Source organism: Streptomyces sp. BF23-19 (assembly GCF_041106355.1).
GTDB lineage: Bacteria > Actinomycetota > Actinomycetes > Streptomycetales > Streptomycetaceae > Streptomyces > Streptomyces virginiae_A.
Map to the genome: position 1 here is coordinate 55,697 of NZ_JBGBPT010000022.1, position 19,321 is coordinate 75,017.

The 19,321-nt window shown below is 71.4% G+C and carries 17 protein-coding genes; 4 read left to right on the top strand and 13 right to left on the bottom strand.

Translation table 11 applies throughout. The annotated features are described in order from the left end of the window. Positions 1 to 11: 11 nt before the first annotated feature. The 8 genes from AB8A24_RS15090 to hrcA all read right to left on the bottom strand — a co-directional run bounded on the left by AB8A24_RS15090 (position 12) and on the right by hrcA (position 9,185). Positions 12 to 2,144 (bottom strand): PhoH family protein, encoded by a 2,133-nt coding sequence (locus AB8A24_RS15090; RefSeq protein ID WP_328963407.1) that lies wholly within the window; start codon positions 2,142 to 2,144, stop codon positions 12 to 14. Positions 2,145 to 2,279: 135 nt separating this feature from the next. After that, positions 2,280 to 3,374: a carbohydrate kinase family protein gene (locus AB8A24_RS15095; protein WP_369476046.1), complete on the bottom strand. Its 1,095-nt coding sequence runs from the start codon at positions 3,372 to 3,374 to the stop codon at positions 2,280 to 2,282. A gap of 219 nt (positions 3,375 to 3,593) precedes the next feature. Further along, positions 3,594 to 4,499 carry a ribonuclease Z gene (locus tag AB8A24_RS15100; RefSeq protein WP_328963405.1) on the bottom strand — a complete coding sequence of 302 codons (906 nt, stop codon included), beginning with the start codon at positions 4,497 to 4,499 and terminating at the stop codon, positions 3,594 to 3,596. A 3-nt stretch (positions 4,500 to 4,502) separates the two neighbouring features. After that, complete coding sequence (locus AB8A24_RS15105; protein ID WP_328963404.1) at positions 4,503 to 4,862, bottom strand: histidine triad nucleotide-binding protein; 360 nt, start codon at positions 4,860 to 4,862, stop codon at positions 4,503 to 4,505. Positions 4,863 to 5,037: 175 nt separating this feature from the next. Next, positions 5,038 to 5,784 (bottom strand): 16S rRNA (uracil(1498)-N(3))-methyltransferase, encoded by a 747-nt coding sequence (locus AB8A24_RS15110; RefSeq protein ID WP_328963403.1) that lies wholly within the window; start codon positions 5,782 to 5,784, stop codon positions 5,038 to 5,040. Then, on the bottom strand, positions 5,781 to 6,872 hold the full coding sequence (locus AB8A24_RS15115; RefSeq protein ID WP_266391290.1) for a nitronate monooxygenase: 1,092 nt from the start codon (positions 6,870 to 6,872) through the stop codon (positions 5,781 to 5,783). The genes AB8A24_RS15110 and AB8A24_RS15115 overlap by 4 nt, the downstream gene beginning before the upstream one ends. Before the next feature lie 156 nt (positions 6,873 to 7,028). After that, complete coding sequence (gene dnaJ / locus AB8A24_RS15120; RefSeq protein ID WP_030010180.1) at positions 7,029 to 8,168, bottom strand: molecular chaperone DnaJ; 1,140 nt, start codon at positions 8,166 to 8,168, stop codon at positions 7,029 to 7,031. Continuing rightward, complete coding sequence (gene hrcA, locus AB8A24_RS15125; RefSeq protein WP_030715666.1) at positions 8,169 to 9,185, bottom strand: heat-inducible transcriptional repressor HrcA; 1,017 nt, start codon at positions 9,183 to 9,185, stop codon at positions 8,169 to 8,171. A gap of 148 nt (positions 9,186 to 9,333) precedes the next feature. Here hrcA and AB8A24_RS15130 point away from each other — a divergent pair, with 148 nt between their 5' ends. Together AB8A24_RS15130 and AB8A24_RS15135 are read left to right on the top strand one after the other, a co-directional pair. Next, on the top strand, positions 9,334 to 10,059 hold the full coding sequence (locus tag AB8A24_RS15130) for an MBL fold metallo-hydrolase (RefSeq protein ID WP_266391291.1): 726 nt from the start codon (positions 9,334 to 9,336) through the stop codon (positions 10,057 to 10,059). A gap of 28 nt (positions 10,060 to 10,087) precedes the next feature. Beyond that, positions 10,088 to 10,885 (top strand): DUF3097 domain-containing protein, encoded by a 798-nt coding sequence (locus tag AB8A24_RS15135; protein WP_328963402.1) that lies wholly within the window; start codon positions 10,088 to 10,090, stop codon positions 10,883 to 10,885. Between the two features lie 123 nt (positions 10,886 to 11,008). Here the strand turns inward: AB8A24_RS15135 and hemW are convergent, their stop codons facing one another. From hemW to lepA, 3 genes are all read right to left on the bottom strand, one after another. After that, positions 11,009 to 12,241, bottom strand: a complete 1,233-nt coding sequence (hemW, locus tag AB8A24_RS15140; RefSeq protein ID WP_266391295.1) for a radical SAM family heme chaperone HemW — start codon at positions 12,239 to 12,241, stop codon at positions 11,009 to 11,011. Positions 12,242 to 12,367: 126 nt separating this feature from the next. Next, positions 12,368 to 14,260: an AMP-binding protein gene (locus AB8A24_RS15145; protein ID WP_328963401.1), complete on the bottom strand. Its 1,893-nt coding sequence runs from the start codon at positions 14,258 to 14,260 to the stop codon at positions 12,368 to 12,370. Between the two features lie 235 nt (positions 14,261 to 14,495). Continuing rightward, positions 14,496 to 16,361 carry a translation elongation factor 4 gene (lepA, locus tag AB8A24_RS15150; RefSeq protein WP_266391299.1) on the bottom strand — a complete coding sequence of 622 codons (1,866 nt, stop codon included), beginning with the start codon at positions 16,359 to 16,361 and terminating at the stop codon, positions 14,496 to 14,498. Between the two features lie 255 nt (positions 16,362 to 16,616). Between lepA and rpsT the strand changes: the two genes are divergently transcribed. After that, positions 16,617 to 16,883 carry a 30S ribosomal protein S20 gene (rpsT, locus tag AB8A24_RS15155; protein WP_030384651.1) on the top strand — a complete coding sequence of 89 codons (267 nt, stop codon included), beginning with the start codon at positions 16,617 to 16,619 and terminating at the stop codon, positions 16,881 to 16,883. A 175-nt stretch (positions 16,884 to 17,058) separates the two neighbouring features. Here the strand turns inward: rpsT and holA are convergent, their stop codons facing one another. Then, positions 17,059 to 18,051 (bottom strand): DNA polymerase III subunit delta, encoded by a 993-nt coding sequence (gene holA, locus AB8A24_RS15160; protein ID WP_369476052.1) that lies wholly within the window; start codon positions 18,049 to 18,051, stop codon positions 17,059 to 17,061. A gap of 61 nt (positions 18,052 to 18,112) precedes the next feature. Between holA and AB8A24_RS15165 the strand changes: the two genes are divergently transcribed. Then, the gene (locus tag AB8A24_RS15165) at positions 18,113 to 18,355 is read left to right on the top strand and encodes a hypothetical protein (protein WP_030715683.1); all 243 of its coding nucleotides are present in this window, start codon (positions 18,113 to 18,115) and stop codon (positions 18,353 to 18,355) included. Between the two features lie 20 nt (positions 18,356 to 18,375). On the opposite strand, the gene AB8A24_RS15170 is transcribed toward AB8A24_RS15165, so the two are convergent. Then, positions 18,376 to 19,236, bottom strand: a complete 861-nt coding sequence (locus AB8A24_RS15170; RefSeq protein WP_328965983.1) for a YceI family protein — start codon at positions 19,234 to 19,236, stop codon at positions 18,376 to 18,378. Positions 19,237 to 19,321: the final 85 nt, after the last annotated feature.

Sequence of the window (19,321 nt, forward strand, 5' to 3'; positions counted from 1 at the left end):
TGCGCTGAGTTCTACTTCCCGTGTTGGCCGTTCCGGCCGTTACGACCGTCCTGGGCCTGCTGACTCTCGTCGTACTTCTCGTACGCGTCGACGATACGGCCGACCAGCTTGTGCCGGACGACATCCTCGGAGGTGAGCCGCGAGAAGTGGATGTCCGGGAGCCCTTCCAGGATCTCCTGGACCTGACGCAGACCACTCTTGGCGCCACCCGGCAGGTCGATCTGCGTGACGTCACCGGTAACGACGATCTTCGAGTCGAACCCGAGCCGGGTCAGGAACATCTTCATCTGCTCGGCGGTCGTGTTCTGCGCCTCGTCGAGGACGACGAACGCGTCATTGAGGGTGTTGTGCGTCAGCAGGTAGTCCTGTGTCACGTACAGCGAGTCCTCGGCGGCCACCTGGATGCACACCGCCTCCTCGCGGCCCGCGGGCTCGATGGAGTCGATGAAGCGCATCGGGCGCCCGCCTCCGCCTGCCGCGTGGTACGCGTCCCGCTTGCGAGCGAGGCGGAAGGGCTCGATGTCCTCGGGGAGCCGGATCTCGACGACGTGCGCATCCCGCCGGTGGGCGGCCAGGGCAGTGCCCTGCTTGCGCCCCTCTGCGGCGCGACGCCGGGTGTAGGCGACACCACCGAGGGACTGCACGAGGGCGATCACATCGTCGCGCAGGACGATCGACGTCGTGGAGTACTGGATGCGGCAGGTACGGTCCCGCTGGGTGACCGGGCCTCCGTCGGAGTCGAGCAGGCCTTGGAGTACCGCGAGGCGGACCTCTGCCGTGTTGAACAGGTAGTCGTCCGGCACGAACTTGGAGTGCGAGCGGCTGCCGAGCAGATCGAGCTCGCGCATCACCCGGGTGACGGGGTTCTCCAGCGTGACCACGTCACCGGGCGACTTCACCCTGTTCAGGACGTAGTCGGGCCCGCCCTTGTGTCGTGCGGCGACTCCAGGAAGCGCTGTTTCCAGGGCGCGGACGAGCTCCTCGTCCTCTGTGGCGTAGGACGGCGTGGTGGAGCCGGTGAGGCACCCGTCGCCGAGCAGCAGACCCAGCGCGTACGGGTCCATCGGGACCTCTCGCTCCGGGAACGCGACCGGAGCGGTGAGCATCGGCAGCTCGTAGCGGCGGGCATGGGCCGCACGGAGGTTGCCGATCATGTCCTTGGTCTCCAGGACCCGCCACGGCTTGTCGCGGCGCTTGTCCGAGGCCGTACGGACCGTCCACAGGTGCTCGCCGCAGCACAGGGTCCAGGAGCCGTCCTGGGCCGTGACGCGGTAGATGTCCTTCGGACCCTGCGGGTAGACGCCGAGAACCGGGGTGGGCTCACCGTTCGACCCGACGACCAGGTCGCCTACCTGGAGATCGCCGATCGGGCGCCAGCCATCGGGTGTCAGCACCTTCGTAAAAACGGGCTGAGCCCTGCCCCTCATGTATGCCAGCGGGGCCACCTCGATCGTGCCGGCCGCCATCAGCCGCGGGATCGAGTCGGGGTCGATCATGTCGTGCAGCGCGTCGTAGAGCGGGCGCAGGTACGGGTCGATCTTGTCGAAGAGGGTGCCCGGCAGGAAGCCGAGCCGCTCCCCCGCCTCGACGGCGGGCCGGGTCAGGATGATCCGGCTGACCTGCTTGGACTGGAGGGCCTGGACGGCCTTGGCCATGGCGAGGTAGGTCTTGCCGGTACCGGCGGGGCCGATGCCGAAGACGATCGTGTTCTTGTCGATCGCGTCGACGTACCGCTTCTGGTTGAGGGTCTTGGGTCGGATGGTGCGGCCGCGGCTGGAGAGGATGTTCTGGGTGAGCACCTCCGCGGGCGTCTCGGCAGGCCCGTCGCCATTGCCGTTGCCGCTCGCCTTGAGCATGGCGATCGAGCGTTCCACTGCGTCCTCCGTCATCGGCTGCCCGGTGCGGAGCACCAGCATCATCTCGTCGAAAAGCCGCTGGATCAGGGCGACTTCCGCCGCTTCACCGATCGCGCTGACCTGATTGCCCCGAACATGGATGTCGGCCTTCGGGAAGGCCTTCTCGATCACGCGCAACAGGGCGTCGCCCGAGCCGAGCACGGTCACCATCGGGTGCGTGGCCGGAACGGTGAAGTGGGCTCGCGCCTGCCCCGGCGCAGGGATGTGGGCTGTCGGTGTCTGAGTCATGGGCCGGCACTGTGGCCTGCGCATACCTCCCGCTGAGGGGCCGCGCCGATCGACGACCTCCGGAGTACCAAGCGTACGTCTCCGCCGCTGCTTCCCCGAGGGGTTTTACCGCCGGATCGCGCCGCGGGCCACCTCCTAGGCGGGGTGCCGGAAGCCGATCGTGGGTACGGCCCTGCGCCGGGCCGCCGGGGCCCCGCTCGGCGGGATCAGGTCGTCCAGGAAGCCGTAGCGGCCGCGCAGCTCCTGCGGGGCCGTCTGCCACCAGTGGGCCACCTCCGGCCAGCCCGGGGCCGACAGGGAGCCGCCGAACTCCTGCACCGACAGGGCCGCCGTCAGCCCGGCGAAGGCGAGGCGGTCCGTGAGCGGCCAGCCCGCCAGGGTGCCGGTCACGAAGCCCGCCACGTAGACGTCGCCCGCTCCCGTCGGATCCAGCTCGTCCACCGTGATCCCGGGGACGTACGCGGTCTCCCCGGTACGCCCGTCCACCGCGTACGAGCCCTCCGCGCCCATCGTCACCACCGCGATCGGCACCTTCTCGGCCAGCGCCCGGGCCGCGGCTCTCGGGCAGTCGGTCCGGGTGTAGCGCATCGCCTCGCCCGCGTTCGGCAGGAAGGCCTCGCAGTGCTCCAGGTCGGCCAGGGCCCCCAGGTCCCACCGGCCGCTCTCGTCCCATCCCACGTCCGCGAAGATCCGCGAGCCGCGCCGGGCGGCCTCGGCGATCCACTCCTCGCCGCGGCCGGGTCCCAGCGCGGCCACGGCCGCGCGGGCTCTCGGCGGGCACTGCGGGAAGGGCCCGGGGCCCGCCGGCGGCGGGGCCTCGTGGCCGTGCGAGACCATCGTGCGCTCGCCCTCGTAGGCCATCGAGACGGTGACCGGGCTGTGCCAGCCGGGGATGGTGTGCGACATGGACAGGTCGATGCCCTCACCCTGCTCGAGGGCGTCCCAGCAGTACTCGCCGTAGTGGTCGTCCCCGAAGGCGGCGGCGAGCGAGGTCCGCAGGCCGAGCCGGGCCAGGGCCGTGGCCATGTTGGCGACGCCGCCGGGGCTGGAGCCCATGCCGCGCGCCCAGGACTCCGTACCGCGTACCGGGGCGGAGTCGAGGCCCGTGAAGATGATGTCGAGGAAGACGGTTCCGGTCAGGAAGACGTCACAGCCGGGTTCCTGGGGGTCACGCAGCGGACCGAGCGGGTCCACTGCGGCTGCGCGGATTTCGTAGTCCCGACCGGTCACGGCGATCTCCCCGTTGTTTCTCGAAGGCCCGTTTCTGCATGACGTTTTCCCGTGGAAAGCTGCCAGCCCTGCCCGCCCCGGGCAGGACCAAAACCCAGTGTGGCGCAGATCACGCTCGAGGGGCCCTTCGTCACTCGGACCACTCGGCGAACACGGCCCCTGCCCGTGCCCCGCCCGTGCCGGGGCCGGGCAGGGGCCGGGCAGGGGCCGGGGCCGTCGTCAGCTCCGCTTGGGCAGGGGCACGCGCATCAGGTCCGCGGCCACCGTGAGCTCGCCCTCGAAGCCGGCCGCGCGGGCCTGTCGCTCGAACTCGGTCGGGTCGGTGTAGCGCTGCGAGAAGTGCGTCAGCACGAGGTGCCGCACGCCCGCGTCCCGCGCCACCCGCGCCGCCTGGCCGGCGGTGAGGTGCCCGTGGTCGGTGGCCAGCCGTTCGTCCTCGTCGAGGAAGGTCGACTCGATCACCAGCATGTCGCAGCCCTCGGCGAGCGCGTCCACGCCGGGGCAGAGCCGGGTGTCCATGACGAACGCGAACCGCTGCCCGGGCCTGGGCTCGCTCACCTCGTCCAGGGTGACCGCGCCGAGCCGCCCCTCCCGCTGGATCCGGCCCACGTCCGGCCCCTTGATCCCGTGCCGCGCGAGCAGCTCGGGCACCATGCGGCGTCCGTCGGGTTCGGTGATCCGGTAGCCGAAGGACTCCACGGGGTGCGAGAGCAGCCGGGCCTCCAGCGTGTACGAGGGCCCCTGGGCGAGCGTGCCGTCCGCGGAGACCGGTTCCTCGCGGAGCGCGACGGTCTCCCGGTAGGCCGTGGCGTAGCGCAGCCGGTCGAAGAACTTCTGCCCCGAGGCCGGGTAGTGCGCGGTGACGGGGTGCGGGACCTGGTCGAGGTTGATCCGCTGGATCACCCCGGCGAGGCCGAGGCTGTGGTCACCGTGGAAGTGGGTGACGCAGATCCGGTCGATGTCGTGCGCGGCCACCCCCGCGCGCAGCATCTGGCGCTGGGTGCCCTCGCCCGGGTCGAAGAGGATGCCCTCGCCGTCCCAGCGCAGCAGGTAGCCGTTGTGGTTGCGGTGGCGGGTGGGCACCTGGCTGGCCGTGCCCAGCACCACGAACTCTCGTACGGACACGTGCTATCCGGGGGGCCACTGGAGGCCGCGGCCGCCGAGGACGTGCGCGTGGGCGTGGAAGACGGTCTGACCGGCGCCGGAGCCGGTGTTGAACACGACCCGGTAACCGTGTTCGACGATCTTGTCGTCGAGGGCGACCTGGCCGGCCTCGCGCAGTATGTCGGCGGCGACGCCCGGCTCGGCCGCGGCGAGGGAGGCCGCGTCGGGGTAGTGCACCTTGGGGATGACGAGCACGTGCGTGGGCGCCTGCGGGTTGATGTCCCGGAAGGCGACCGTGGTCTCGGTCTCCCGTACCACGGTCGCGGGGATCTGCCCCGCGACGATCTTGCAGAACAGGCAGTCGGCCTGCGGTTCCCCGGCCATTGCTTCGCCTCCTGTGACGGTGATCGGTCCGGGCATCGTATCCAGCCGGACGCCTGCCACGGGCGGGCATTTCGGGCCGCCGGGCCGAAGTCCGCGGCCGGACGGGCCGATCGGGACGGGCCCGGCCCGACCGGGAGCCGACCGTCGGCACCGGACCGTCAGGACCGGCCGCCCGTCAGGACCAGCGGCCCGTGCGGGCCAGCAGGACGGCGACCGCCGCCGTACCGGCCGTGGAGGTGCGCAGCACGGAGCGGCCGAGCCGGTAGGGGTGGGCGCCGGCCTCGGCGAAGACCGCCAGTTCCTCCGGGGAGACACCGCCCTCCGGGCCGACCACCAGCACCACGGAACCGGCCTTCGGGAGCTCGGCCGTCGCCAGCGCCTCCGAGGGGGTGTCGCGGTCCTCGTGGAGCACCATCGCCAGGTCGGCGCCGGCCAGCAGCGCCGCCACCTGCTTGGTGGACAGGGCCTCGGCCACCTCCGGGAAGCGCACCCGGCGGGACTGCTTGCCCGCCTCCCGGGCCGTGGCCCGCCACTTGGCCAGGGACTTGGCGCCACGGTCGCCGCGCCACTGCGTGATGCAGCGCGAGGCCTGCCAGGGCACGATCGCGTCCACGCCGGTCTCGGTCATCGTCTCGACGGCCAGCTCGCCCCGGTCCCCCTTGGGAAGCGCCTGGACCACCGTGATCCTGACCTCCGGTTCCGGCTCCTCCGTGACGGAGTGCAGGTCCATGACGACCAGCCGGTCCTTGCCCTCGGCGGCCTTGACCACGCCCTCCGCCCAGTGACCGCGCCCGTCCGTGAGGACCACGTCCTCGCCCGGGTTCAGCCGTTTCACGGACACGGCGTGCCGGCCCTCCGGGCCGTCCAGGACGAACTCCGGCCCCGCGGGGACCTCTTCCACCACGAAAACCGGGGCGGTCATGACGCACTCCTCATCTGCGTTGCCTTCAACGTGCTCTGTGCCTCGGCCAGTTCGGCCGCCAGCACCTCCACCAGCTCCCCCGCCGGCAGCGGCCGGGCCAGCCGGTGCCCCTGGCCCGCCCACAGGGCCATGCCCTGTGCGTCCCCGGCCGCGGCGGCGGCCTTGCGCAGCCCCGAGGTCAGGTGGTGGACCTGCGGGTACGCGGCCGGGGCGTACGGCCCGTGCTCGCGCATGAAGCGGTTCACCAGCCCGCGCGCCGGCCGCCCGGAGAAGGCCCGGGTCAGCTCGGTACGGACGAACAGCGGGTCCGTCAGCGCCTTCTTGTGCACCGGGTCCGCCCCGGACTCCGGGCAGGCCAGGAAGGCCGTCCCGAGCTGCGCCGACTCCGCGCCGGCCGCCAGCAGGGCCGCGATCTGCGCGCCCCGCATGACCCCTCCCGCCGCGATGATCGGGAGCGCCACCGCCTCCCGTACCTGCGCCACCAGCGCGAGGAGGCCCACGGTCGCCGTGCCGTCGATCTGCGGATCGTCCCGGTGGGTGCCCTGGTGACCGCCGGCCTCCGCCCCCTGGACGCAGACCGCGTCGGCGCCCGCGTGCTGCGCGCTGCGGGCCTCCTCGACGGAGGTCACCGTGACGACGGTGTACGTACCGACCTTGCGCAGGGCGGCGAGGGCCGCGAAGGCGGGACAGCCGAAGGTGAACGAGACCACCGGGACCGGGTCTTCGAGGAGGATGGCGAGCTTGGCGTCGTAGCCGTCGTCGCTGGTGCCGATGATGTCCTCCTCGGCGAGCGAGATCTCGTACCAGCTCGCCTCACCGGCCAGCTGCCCGCGGTAGGCCTCCACCGCGGCCGGATCGACGTAACCGGTCTGCGGCATGAAGAGGTTGACACCGAAACGGCGCCGGGTCAGCGCGCGCACCTGCTTGATCTCCTGGTACATCCCGTCGGCGGTCTTGTAGCCGCCGGCCAGGAAACCCAGTCCGCCCGCCTCGCACACGGCGGCGGCGAGGACGGGACAGGAGGCGCCGCCCGCCATGGGAGCCTGCACGATCGGGTACGGGGAGAGACCGTTCGGTGCCGAGGACATGGACTGCATCGTGCCACGTCCCGCGCATGGGGCCGAATCATGGCATTCGCCTGGCATAGTCCGCTTCCCGACCGGTCCGGAGCCGCCGTCGGCCTCGTGCGACGAGCCCGGCCGGGGAATCCCCAGGCCGGGCTCGTGACGGTGGATCCCGGTCGGTCAGCGACCGTTGAAAGCGTCCTTCAGCCGGCTGAAGAGACCCTGCTGACCCGGCGCGAACTGGCCCATCGGCCGCTCCTCGCCGCGCAGCTTCGCCAGCTGGCGGAGCAGGTCCTCCTGCTGGGCGTCCAGCTTGCCCGGGGTGGTGACCTCGACGTGCACGATCAGGTCACCGCGTCCGCCACCGCGCAGGTGGGTGACGCCGCGCCCGTGCAGCGGGATCGCCTGGCCGGACCCGGTGCCGGGCCGGATGTCGATCTCCTCCAGCCCGTCCAGCGTCTCCAGCGGACACTTGGTGCCCAGTGCGGCCGCCGTCATCGGGATGGTGACCGTGCAGTGCAGGTCGTCCCCGCGCCGCTGGAAGGTCGGGTGCGCCAGCTCGTGGATCTCCACGTACAGGTCGCCGGCGGGGCCGCCGCCGGGGCCGACCTCGCCCTCGCCCGCGAGCTGGATCCGGGTGCCGTTCTCGACACCCGCCGGGATCTTGACCGTGAGGCTGCGACGGGAGCGGACCCGGCCGTCGCCCGCGCACTCGTGGCACGGGGTCGGGACCACGGTGCCGAAGCCCTGGCACTGCGGGCAGGGGCGCGAGGTCATGACCTGGCCCAGGAAGGACCGGGTGACCTGGGAGACCTCACCGCGGCCGCGGCACATGTCGCAGGTCTGCGCCGAGGTGCCGGGAGCGGCACCCTCGCCGGAGCAGGTGTTGCAGACGACGGCCGTGTCGACCTGGATGTCCTTGGTGGTCCCGAAGGCCGCCTCGTCCAGCTCCAGGTCGAGGCGGATCATCGCGTCCTGGCCGCGCCGGGTCCGCGAGCGCGGGCCGCGCTGCGAGGCCTGGCCGAAGAAGGCGTCCATGATGTCGGAGAAGTTGCCGAAGCCACCCGCTCCGAAGCCGCCCGCTCCGCCGCCACCGCCCGAGGAGGACAGCGGGTCGCCACCCAGGTCGTAGACCTGCTTCTTCTGCGGGTCCGAGAGGACCTCGTAGGCGGCGTTGATCTCCTTGAAACGCTCTTGCGTCTTGGGATCAGGGTTCACATCCGGGTGCAGCTCGCGTGCAAGCCGCCGGAATGCCTTCTTGATCTCGTCCTGCGATGCGTCGCGGCGCACGCCGAGAACGGCGTAGTAGTCCGTGGCCACTTACGACTCCGCCAGGATCTGTCCGACGTAACGTGCCACTGCGCGTACCGCTCCCATCGTTCCGGGGTAGTCCATGCGGGTCGGTCCGACCACGCCGAGTTTGGCGACTGCTTCGCCGCCCGAACCGTAACCGACCGAGACGACCGACGTGGAGTTCAGTCCCTCGTAGGCGTTCTCATGCCCGATCCGTACGGCCATTCCCGACTCGTTGGCCTCGCCCAGCAGCTTGAGGAGCACGACCTGCTCCTCCAGCGCTTCGAGCACCGGCCTGATCGTCAGGGGAAAATCGTGTCCGAAGCGGGTGAGATTGGCGGTTCCGCCGATCATCAGCCGCTCTTCGGCTTCCTCGACCAGGGTTTCGAGGAGTGTCGCGAGCACGGTGGAGACGGTGCCGCGGTCCTCGGCCTCGAAGGACTCGGGGAGGTCCTGGACGAGCGGGGGCACATCGGTGAAGCGGCGCCCGACGACCCGGCTGTTGAGCCGGGCCCGCAGGTCCGCGAGCGAGGTCTCCCCGAAGGGGCTCGGGCAGTCGATGAGCCGCTGCTCGACCCGCCCGGTGTCCGTGATCAGTACGAGCATCAGGCGCGCGGGAGCGAGCGAGAGCAGCTCCACGTGCCGGACGGTCGACCGGGTCAGGCTCGGGTACTGGACGACGGCGACCTGCCGGGTGAGCTGCGCGAGCAGCCGTACCGTGCGGCCGACCACGTCGTCGAGGTCGACGGCGCCGTCGAGGAAGTTCTGGATGGCCCGGCGCTCGGGCGACGACAGCGGTTTGACCCCCGCCAGCTTGTCGACGAAGAGGCGGTAGCCCTTGTCGGTGGGGATCCGGCCGGCGCTCGTGTGGGGCTGGGCGATGTAGCCCTCTTCCTCCAGCACGGCCATGTCGTTGCGCACGGTGGCGGGCGAGACGCCGAGCCGGTGCCGCTCCGTGAGCGCCTTGGAGCCGACCGGCTCCTCCGTCCCGACGTAGTCCTGGACGATGGCGCGCAGCACTTCGAGTCTGCGTTCGCTGAGCATCGCGCGCACACCTCCAGCTGTGGTCCGTTGCCGTGTTCTGCCGTGTTTGTTGGCACTCTGATCGTTCGAGTGCCAGAGAGCCCCCGCTCAGTGTACGGCCGGGCGGTGAGCCCCTGGCAAGGGAGGCCCGCCAGGGTAGCGTCGCCGTATGGACGTGCGTTGGGAAGAGTCCGGCTGGGAACGGCTGACCGGACGGGCCGGCCGGCGGCGACTGCCGGTGTGGGACTGCACCGTGGGGCTGGTGGTGGGCGAGGATTCGGTCCTTCTGATCGACCCCGGTTCGTGTGTACGCGAGGGCGCGTGGGTACGCGCCGAGGCGGAGCGGCTGACGGGCCGGCGCGTGACCCATATCGCATTCACGCACGGTCATTTCGATCACGTCCTGGGCGGGGCCGCCTTCGCCGGGGCCGAGGTGTTCGGGGCGGTCGGGCTGGCCGCACTGCTGTCGACGGGCCGCGAGGAGCTGCGCCGGGACGCGGTACGGCACGGGCTCGCGGCGGCGGAGGCCGCGGAGGCCGTGGACCTGCTGGTGCTGCCCCGGCACGAGGTGTCGGGCGAGTGGACGCTGGAACTGGGCGGCGTACAGGTGCTGCTGGCCAACGTGGGGCCCGGGCACACCGGGCACGACCTGGCCGTCTTCGTGCCGGGCGAGCGCGAGGTGGTCTTCTGCGGGGACCTCGTCGAGGAGTCGGGCGAGCCCTCGGTGGGTCCGGACGCCATGGTGGGGCAGTGGCCGGCGGCCCTGGACCGGCTACTGTCGCTGGGCGGGGACGACGCACTGTACGTGCCGGGTCACGGAGCGGTGGTCGGGGCGGAATTCGTACGTGCGCAACGCGCCACACTGGCGGCCCGTTCCGGCGTGTCGGAGGCGTGACGCGCGCGGCTCTCCTACTGTCGGCCGGATGCGCGAGTACTCCCCCGACCTGACCCCGCAGTGGAAGCGACCCAAGGCCGTGCCGGAGGTGGCTGCGGACCCCGACCTGGTGGTCGAGGTGGCGGGTACGGACTTCTGCGGCGCGGTGGTGGCCTGCGAGGCGGGCACGGTGACCTTGGAGGACCGCTTCGGCAAGCGGCGGGTGTTCCCGATGGAGCCGCGCGGGTTCCTGCTGGACGGCGAGGTGGTCACCCTGGTCCGCCCCACGCGCAGGCCCGCGGGGCCGCTCCTGACGGCCTCGGGCTCGCTGGCCGTACCGGGGGCGCGGGCGCGCGTGGCGCGGGCGGGCCGGATCTACGTGGAGGGCCGGCACGACGCGGAGCTGGTGGAACGCGTCTGGGGCGACGACCTGCGGATCGAGGGCGTGGTGGTGGAGTACCTGGAGGGCATCGACGACCTCCCGGCCATCGTCGCCGAGTTCGCCCCGGCCCCGGACGCCCGCCTCGGCATCCTGGTGGACCACCTCGTCCCGGGCTCGAAGGAGTCCCGCATCGCGGCGTCGGTGACCTCGCCGGACGTCCTGATCGTGGGCCACCCGTACGTGGACGTCTGGCAGGCGGTGAAACCGTCCGCGCTGGGCATCCCGGCGTGGCCGGTGATCCCGCCCGGCCAGGACTGGAAGACGGGCATCTGCCGGGCCCTGGGCTGGCCGGAGAACACGGGCGCCGCCTGGCAGCACATCCTGTCCCGGGTGACCTCGTACCGCGACCTGGAACCGACCCTCCTGGGCTCGGTGGAACACCTCATCGACCACGTCACGGCCTGACCGCCCCGCAGGCCCCTCTCAGCCCCGCCGCGCCTCTTCTTGCCTCGCCGCGCCTCTTTCAGCCCCGCCGGCGTTCGAGGCGCGGGGGTCCGGGGGCAGCGCCCCCGGCAACGGCGCCGCAGGCTAGTCCACCAGGTCCCGCACCACCGCATCGGCCAGCAACCGCCCGCGCAGCGTCAGCACGGCCCGCCCGCCCTCGTACGGCCCCGGCTCCAGCAGCCCGTCCGCCAGGGCCTTGCGGGACGCCGCCAGCCCGGCCGGAGCCAGCAGCGACAACGGCACCCCGTCCACCAGCCGAAGCTCCAGCAGGATCCGCTCCACCCGCCGGTCCTCCTCCGACAGGAGCTCCCGTCCCGCACCGGGCGACCGCCCCTCCGCCAGCGCCGCGGCATACGCCCCCGGGTGCTTCACGTTCCACCACCGCACCCCGCCGACGTGCGAGTGCGCACCCGGCCCCGCGCCCCACCAGTCGGCGCCGCGCCAGTACAGCTCGTTGTGCAGGCACCGCCCGGCCTCCGAGGTGGCCCAGTTCGAGACCTCGTACCAGGAGTAGCCGGCCTCGGCCATGACCGAGTCCGCGATCAGGTACCGGTCGGCGTGCACGTCGTCGTCCGTCATCGGGACCTCGCCCCGGCGGATCCGCCGCGCCAGCTGGGTGCCCTCCTCCACGATCAGCGCGTAGGCGCTGATGTGGTCCGGCCCGGCCCCCAGCGCCGCCGAGAGCGTCGCCCGCCAGTCCTCGTCCGACTCCCCGGGCGTCCCGTAGATCAGGTCGAGGTTGACGTGTTCGAAACCGGCCGCCCGCGCCTCCGCGACGCACGCCTCGGGGCGCCCCGGCGTGTGGGTGCGGTCGAGCACCTTCAGGACGTGCTGCTTGGCGCTCTGCATGCCGAAGGAGACCCGGTTGAAGCCCCCGGCGCGCAGCTCGGCCAGGTACCGCGGGTCCACCGACTCGGGATTGGCCTCCGTGGTGATCTCGGCGTCCTCGGCCAGGCCGAATTCGTCCCGGATCGCCGCGAGCATGCGGACGAGGTCGGCGGCGGGCAGCAGCGTGGGCGTGCCGCCGCCGACGAAGACGGTCCGGACCTGGCGCGGGTCGTCGCCGAGCACCTTCCGCGCGAGCCTGACCTCGTCGATCAGGGTGTCGGCGTAGTTCTCCCGGGAGGCGAGCACGCCGCCGGTGCCCCGCAGCTCGGTGGCCGTGTAGGTGTTGAAGTCGCAGTACCCGCAGCGCGTGGCGCAGTAGGGGACGTGCAGGTAGAAACCGAGCGGCCGCTCCCCCGCGCCCGCCAGGGCATGCGACGGCAGCGAGCCGTCTTCGGGCATGGGTTCACCGTCGGGGAGTGCGGAAGGCATGCCCCCATCATCCCGCACCGGAAAGGCCCCGCCGGCGTTCGAGGCGCGGGGCCGGGGGCGGAGCCCCGGGGAGCGGGGCCCGGCGGGGCGGTCCCCCGCCCCGCCCCGCCGGGCCCGCGGCAGGCTCTACGCCTCGCGGGACCCCTCGTACATCTCCTCGATCAGGTGCTTGAACTCACGCTCGACCACCGGCCGCTTCAGCTTGAGGCTGGGCGTGAGGTCGCCGTGCTCGACGTCGAGGTCGCGCGGCAGCAGCCGGAACTTCTTGACCGTCTGCCAGCGCTGCAGGCCCTCGTTCAGGGTCTGTACGTACGTCTCGATGAGGCGGTTGGTCTCCGCCGCCGCCAGGACCTCGCCGTACGTCTTGCCCTCCAGCCCGTTCTCGGCCGCCCAGGTCAGGATGGACGGCTCGTCGAGGGCGATCAGCGCGGAGCAGAAGTTACGGTCGGCGCCGTGCACGACGATCGTCGACACGTACGGGCAGATCGCCTTGAACTGGCCCTCGATCTCGGCCGGGGCGACGTACTTGCCGCCCGAGGTCTTGATCAGGTCCTTCTTGCGGTCCGTGATGCGCAGGTAGCCGTCGGGCGACAGCTCGCCGATGTCGCCCGTGTGCAGCCAGCCGTCGGACTCCAGGACCTCGGCGGTCTTGTCGGGCTGCCGGTGGTAGCCCTGCATGATGCCGGGGCCGCGCAGCAGGACCTCGCCGTCGTCGGCGATGCGGACCTCGGTGCCGGGGAGCGGCTTGCCGACCGTGCCGGTGCGGTAGGCCTCGCCCGGGTTGACGAAGGAGGCCGCGCTGGACTCGGTCAGGCCGTAGCCCTCCAGGATGTGGACGCCCGCTCCGGAGAAGAAGAAGCCGATCTCGGGGGCCAGGGCGGAGGCGCCGGAGACGGCGGCCCGCAGCTTCCCGCCGAAGGCCTCGCGGAGCTTGGAGTAGACGAGGGCGTCGGCGATCTTGTGCTTGGTGGTGAGGCCGAAGGGGGCCGTCGCCTGGCCGGTGCGGCGGAAGTTGTCCTGCGTGACCTTGGCGTACTCGCGGGCGACGCCGACCGACCACTGGAAGATCTTGTACTTGGCTCCGCCGGCGGCGCGGGCCTTGGCGGCCACGCCGTTGTAGACCTTCTCGAAGATGCGCGGGACGGCGGCCATGTACGTCGGCTGCACGATCGGCAGATTCTCGATGATCTTGTCGATCCGGCCGTCGACGGCGGTCACGTGCCCGGCCTCGATCTGCCCGGAGGTCAGCACCTTGCCGAAGACGTGGGCCAGCGGCAGCCACAGGTACTGGACGTCCTCCTTGCCGATCAGCCCGGTGGCGACCATGGCCTTGGCCAGGTACGACCAGTTGTCGTGCAGCAGCCGCACGCCCTTGGGGCGGCCGGTGGTGCCGGAGGTGTAGATGAGGGTGGCGAGCTGGTCGGAGGTGATCCCCGCGATCCGCTCGTCAACCGCCTCGGGGTGCTTGGCGAGGTACTCCTTGCCGCGCGCCTCCAGCTCCGCGAGGGAGAGCACCCAGCCCTCGGGGTCACCTTCGGCGGCGACCGCGTCGGCTGCGTCCAGCACCACGACGTGGGCGAGGTTCGGCAGGTCGGCGCGGCGCTCACGCGCCTTCGCCACCTGCGCCGCGTCCTCGGCGATGAGCACCCGGCTGTCGGAGTCGGCGAGGATGAACGCCGACTCGTCCGCGTTGGTGCTGGGGTAGATCGTGGTGACCGCGCCACCGGCGCACATCACGCCGAGGTCGGAGAGGATCCAGTCGACCCGGGTGTTGGAGGCGAGCGCGACGCGCTCCTCCGTTTCCAGGCCGAGGGAGATCAGACCGGCGGCGATGGCGAAGACCCGCTCGGCCGCCTGGCCCCAGCTGAGTGATTTCCAGTCGTCGGCGCCGCCCTGACCGCCGGCCGCCGGTACCGGGTACCGGTAGGCCTCGTCGTTCGGCGTCGCTGCGACGCGCTCAAGGAAGAGCACCGCCACCGTGGGCGGGCGGTTCTCGAGATAGGTCTGTGTGTCGCTCACGACATCCTCCGGACCGATCCACGCGGTAGTGCGTGGGCGTGGGGCGCTGGGGGCGCTGGGGACTGGCGGGTTTGCAGCCGTTGTCTTTTTTAAACTGGCGAGTAACCGTCGAGCAGTGATCAGACTAGAGCGCGACCGGCGCCCGCGTAAGAGCCCGCGAGCGGCCGCTTCATAACGAAACAGGCCCCCGCACCCGGGGGCGGGGGCCTGTGTGTGTCGCGTGACGGCGGGACTACTACTTCTTCTTGCCGCCGGACTCGTCACTGGAGAGGACGGCGATGAAGGCCTCCTGCGGGACCTCCACGGAGCCGACCATCTTCATGCGCTTCTTGCCTTCCTTCTGCTTCTCCAGCAGCTTCCGCTTACGGGAGATGTCACCGCCGTAGCACTTGGCGAGGACGTCCTTGCGGATGGCGCGGATGGTCTCGCGGGCGATGACGCGGGAGCCGACGGCCGCCTGGATCGGGATCTCGAAGGCCTGCCGCGGGATGAGCTCGCGCAGCTTGGCGACCAGGCGCACGCCGTAGGCGTAGGCGGCGTCCTTGTGGCAGACGGCGGAGAAGGCGTCGACCTTGTCGCCGTGCAGCAGGATGTCGACCTTGACCAGGCTGCCGGACTGCTCCCCGGTGGGCTCGTAGTCCAGGGAGGCGTAGCCGCGCGTCTTGGACTTCAGCTGGTCGAAGAAGTCGAAGACGATCTCCGCGAGGGGGAGGGTGTAGCGGATCTCGACGCGGTCCTCGGAGAGGTAGTCCATGCCGAGCAGGGTGCCGCGGCGCTGCTGGCAGAGCTCCATGATCGCGCCGATGAACTCGGAGGGCGCGAGCAGGGTGGCCCGGACGACCGGCTCGAACACGTCCGAGATCTTGCCCTCGGGGAACTCGCTCGGGTTGGTGACGGAGACTTCCTTGCCGTCTTCCATGACGACGCGGTAGACCACGTTGGGCGCGGTGGCGATCAGGTCGAGACCGAACTCGCGCTCCAGGCGCTCGCGCACCACGTCCAGGTGGAGCAGGCCGAGGAAGCCGACGCGGAAGCCGAAGCCGAGCGCCGCCGAGGTCTCCGGCTCGTAGACCAGCGCGGCGTCGTTGAGCTGCAGCTTGTCGAGGGCCTCGCGCAGGTCCGGGTAGTCCGAGCCGTCGAGCGGGTACAGGCCGGAGAAGACCATCGGACGCGGGTCCTTGTAGCCGCCGAGGGCCTCGGTCGCGCCGTTGTGCAGGCTGGTGATGGTGTCACCGACCTTGGACTGGCGGACGTCCTTCACGCCGGTGATGATGTAGCCCACCTCGCCGACGCCGATGCCGTCGGCCGGGGTCATCTCCGGCGAGGAGACGCCGATCTCCAGCAGCTCGTGGGTGGCGCCGGTCGACATCATCCGGATGCGCTCGCGCTTGTTGAGCTGGCCGTCGACGACACGGACGTAGGTCACGACACCGCGGTACGAGTCGTAGACCGAGTCGAAGATCATCGCGCGGGCCGGGGCGTCCTTGGGGCCGACCGGGGCCGGGACCGTGGCGACGATCTTGTCCAGCAGCGCGTCCACGCCGAGACCGGTCTTGGCCGAGACGCGCAGGACGTCCTCCGGCTGGCAGCCGACCAGGTTCGCGAGCTCCTCGGCGAACTTCTCCGGCTGGGCGGCCGGCAGGTCGATCTTGTTCAGGACCGGGACGATCGCGAGGTCCTTCTCCATCGCCAGGTACAGGTTGGCGAGGGTCTGGGCCTCGATGCCCTGGGCGGCGTCCACGAGGAGGACGGTGCCCTCGCAGGCGGCGAGGGAGCGCGAGACCTCGTAGGTGAAGTCGACATGCCCGGGGGTGTCGATCATGTTGAGGACGTGGGTGTTGCCCTGCCCCTCGCCCGTGGTGGGCGCCCAGGGCAGCCGGACCGCCTGGGACTTGATCGTGATGCCGCGCTCACGCTCGATGTCCATGCGGTCGAGGTACTGGGCGCGCATCTGCCGCTGGTCGACCACACCGGTGAGCTGGAGCATCCGGTCGGCGAGGGTCGACTTGCCGTGGTCGATGTGCGCGATGATGCAGAAGTTGCGGATCAGCGCCGGGTCGGTACGGCTCGGCTCGGGCACGTGGCTGGGGATCGCGGGCACGCAGTGTCCTGATTCTCGGTCGCAGTCGGAAGCGTTTGCGGAGCGTCGGTCGGAGCGAAAGTCCGGCTCCCGTCGCTCTCGGCGGCGCGATGTCGGATCTATACGCAGACTCCCATGGTCCCATGGACGGGGCAGTGCGCTCGGTTTGGGCCGCCCCTAGCGTGCCTGGTAGCCTGGGCAGCTGTGTCTCGTATGCCCTCTCAGCTGTCGGGACACAATCCGAAGATCAAACTCTGAACCTGAAAAGGCTCTTTCGTGGCGAACATCAAGTCCCAGATCAAGCGGAACAAGACGAACGAGAAGGCGCGCCTGCGCAACAAGGCCGTCAAGTCTTCGCTCAAGACCGCGATCCGCAAGGCCCGCGAGGCCGTCGTCGCCGGTGACGTCGAGAAGGCCACCGTGGCTTCTCGCGCTGCCGCGCGTGCGCTCGACAAGGCTGTCTCGAAGGGTGTCATCCACAAGAACGCCGCCGCCAACAAGAAGTCGGCGCTGGCCACCAAGGTTGCCTCCCTGCAGGGCTGAAGCTCCTGATGTGATCGCCGGAAGGGACCCAGTGGGCCCTCTCTCCCGCTCCTGACCGGCACCCCGCTCCGCACACGAAGCGTTCGCCACGCGGGTGCGGAGCAACTCAGAAGTAACCGAAGGCCCCGGCCACCACCCTTCCCCAGGGTGACGGCCGGGGCCTTCGTGCTGCTCGCTACCGGCGCTGGGGGCGGGCCGCGCGGGCCACCGCCACCACGGCCTTCTCCAGGGCGTACTCGGGATCGTCGCCGCCGCCCTTGACCCCGGCGTCGGCGGCGGCCACGGCGCGCAGGGCGTCCGAGACCGCGTCCGCCGACCAGCCGCGCATCTGCTGGCGGACCCGATCGATCTTCCAGGGGGGCATGCCCAGGTCCCGGGCGAGGTCGCCGGGCCGGGCCCCGCGGGGGGCGGAGGCGAGCTTGCCGATCGCACGGACCGCCTGGGCCAGGGCGCTGGTGATCAGGACCGGTGCCACCCCGGTGGACAAGGACCAGCGCAGGGCTTCCAGGGCCTCGGCCGCCCGCCCCTCGACCGCCCGGTCGGCGACCGTGAAGCTGGAGGCCTCGGCCCGGCCCGTGTAGTAGCGGGCGACGACGGCCTCGTCGATGGTGCCCTCGACGTCGGCGCACAGCTGCGCGGCGGCGCTCGCCAGCTCCCGCAGGTCGCTGCCGATGGCATCCACCAGGTTCTGGCAGGCCTCCGGGGTCGCCGACCGGCCGAGCGTGCGGAATTCGCCCCGCACGAACGACAGCCGGTCCGCCGCCTTCGTCATCTTCGGGCAGGCGATCTCCCGCGCGCCCGCCTTGCGGGCCGCGTCCAGCAGGCCCTTGCCCTTGACCCCGCCCGCGTGCAGGAGGACCAGGATGATCTCCTCGTAGGGCGCGGCGAGGTAGGCCTTGACCTCCTTGACCGAGTCCGCGGACAGGTCCTGCGCGCTGCGCACGACCAGCACCTTGCGCTCGGAGAACAGCGAGGGGCTGGTCAGCTCGGCGAGCGTGCCGGGCTGGAGCTGCTCGGAGGCGAGGTCGCGGACGTCCGTGTCGGCGTCGGCGGCGCGGGCGGCCGCCACCACCTCGCGCACGGCACGGTCGAGCAGCAGCTCCTCCTGCCCCACCGCGAGGGTGAGCGGGGCAAGCGGATCGTCGGTGGAGTTCTTCCTGGTGGCCATCGGATCCAGCATCCCACGCCGCACCGACAGCCCTCCGCCCCGCGTGCCCGAGAATGGTCGCGTGAATGTGCGACATGTACTCGTCCTGCCCGACCGCGACGCCGCCGAGGAGGTGGCCCAGGAGGCCGTCGACCGCTTCGGCCTCCCGGAGGAACCGCAGTTGGTCCGCGACGCGCTGGCCGGCGAGGACGACGCCGAGGACGCCCAGTGGCTGGTGGTCGTCGAGGACCCGCAGGAACGGCTCGACACCGGCACGCTGGACGGCCTCGCCGCCGAGTACGAGGGCTGGCTGGAAGCCCCGTAGGGGGCTCGGCGGCCTTCGCGTCAGGCCTTGCGCACGGCCTGGATGTCCAGGGTCACGTCCACGCTCGAACCGATGGCCGCGATCCCGTGCGCCAGCATCGACTGCCAGTTGAGGGTGAAGTCCTCGCGGTGCAGTTCGGTGGTGGCCCGGCAGGCCGCCCGGAGCTCCCCCTCCATGCCCGTGCCCAGGCCCAGGTACTGGGTGTCCAGGGTCACGGACCGGCTCACCCCGTGGAGGGTCAGCGCTCCGGCCACGGTCCAAGTGCTGCCGCTGCGGTGGATGAACCGCTCGCTGTAGAACTCCACCGTGGGGTGGCGGACCGCGTCCAGGAAGTCCCCCGACCTCAGGTGGTCGTCGCGCAGCCGCACCCCGGTGTCGATGCTCGCCGCGTCGATGATCACGTGCATGGAGGAGTCCTCCATGCGCTCGGCTATCCGTACCGCCCCGGCGAACGTGGTGAACCGGCCGCGGATGCGGGCCAGGCCGATGTGGCGGGCCGTGAAGCCGATGGACGAGTGCGTCGGGTCGAGCTCCCAGTGGCCGGGCTGCGGCAGCAGCGGCGGCTCCACCGTGTCGAGGATGATCTCCGCGGTGCCGGGCTGCCCCGGGTCCCCCACGATCGTGACCCCGTGGAACGGCGCGTACCCCTCCGTGGTCACGGAGAGCCGGTACTCCCCCTCCGGTACGGCCACGGCGAAGCCGCCGTACGGGTCGGTCTCGCCGCTGACGATGCGCCGGCCGATCGGGTCGGTCACCTCGAACGCGGCCTGCCGGACCGGTCGGTGGACCGTGTCGAGAACCCGGCAGCTGAGCAGACGCGCCGTCGGCGGCAGCGTCAGTGTCGCGGATGTGGGCGGGCTGGAGCTTCCGGCCGACTCCATCCCCCGTCTGCGACCGAACATGGCTGATGCACCCCCGTGCTGTGTGGACTTGGACCGTTCTGGCGAAGACGCATTCGATCATGCT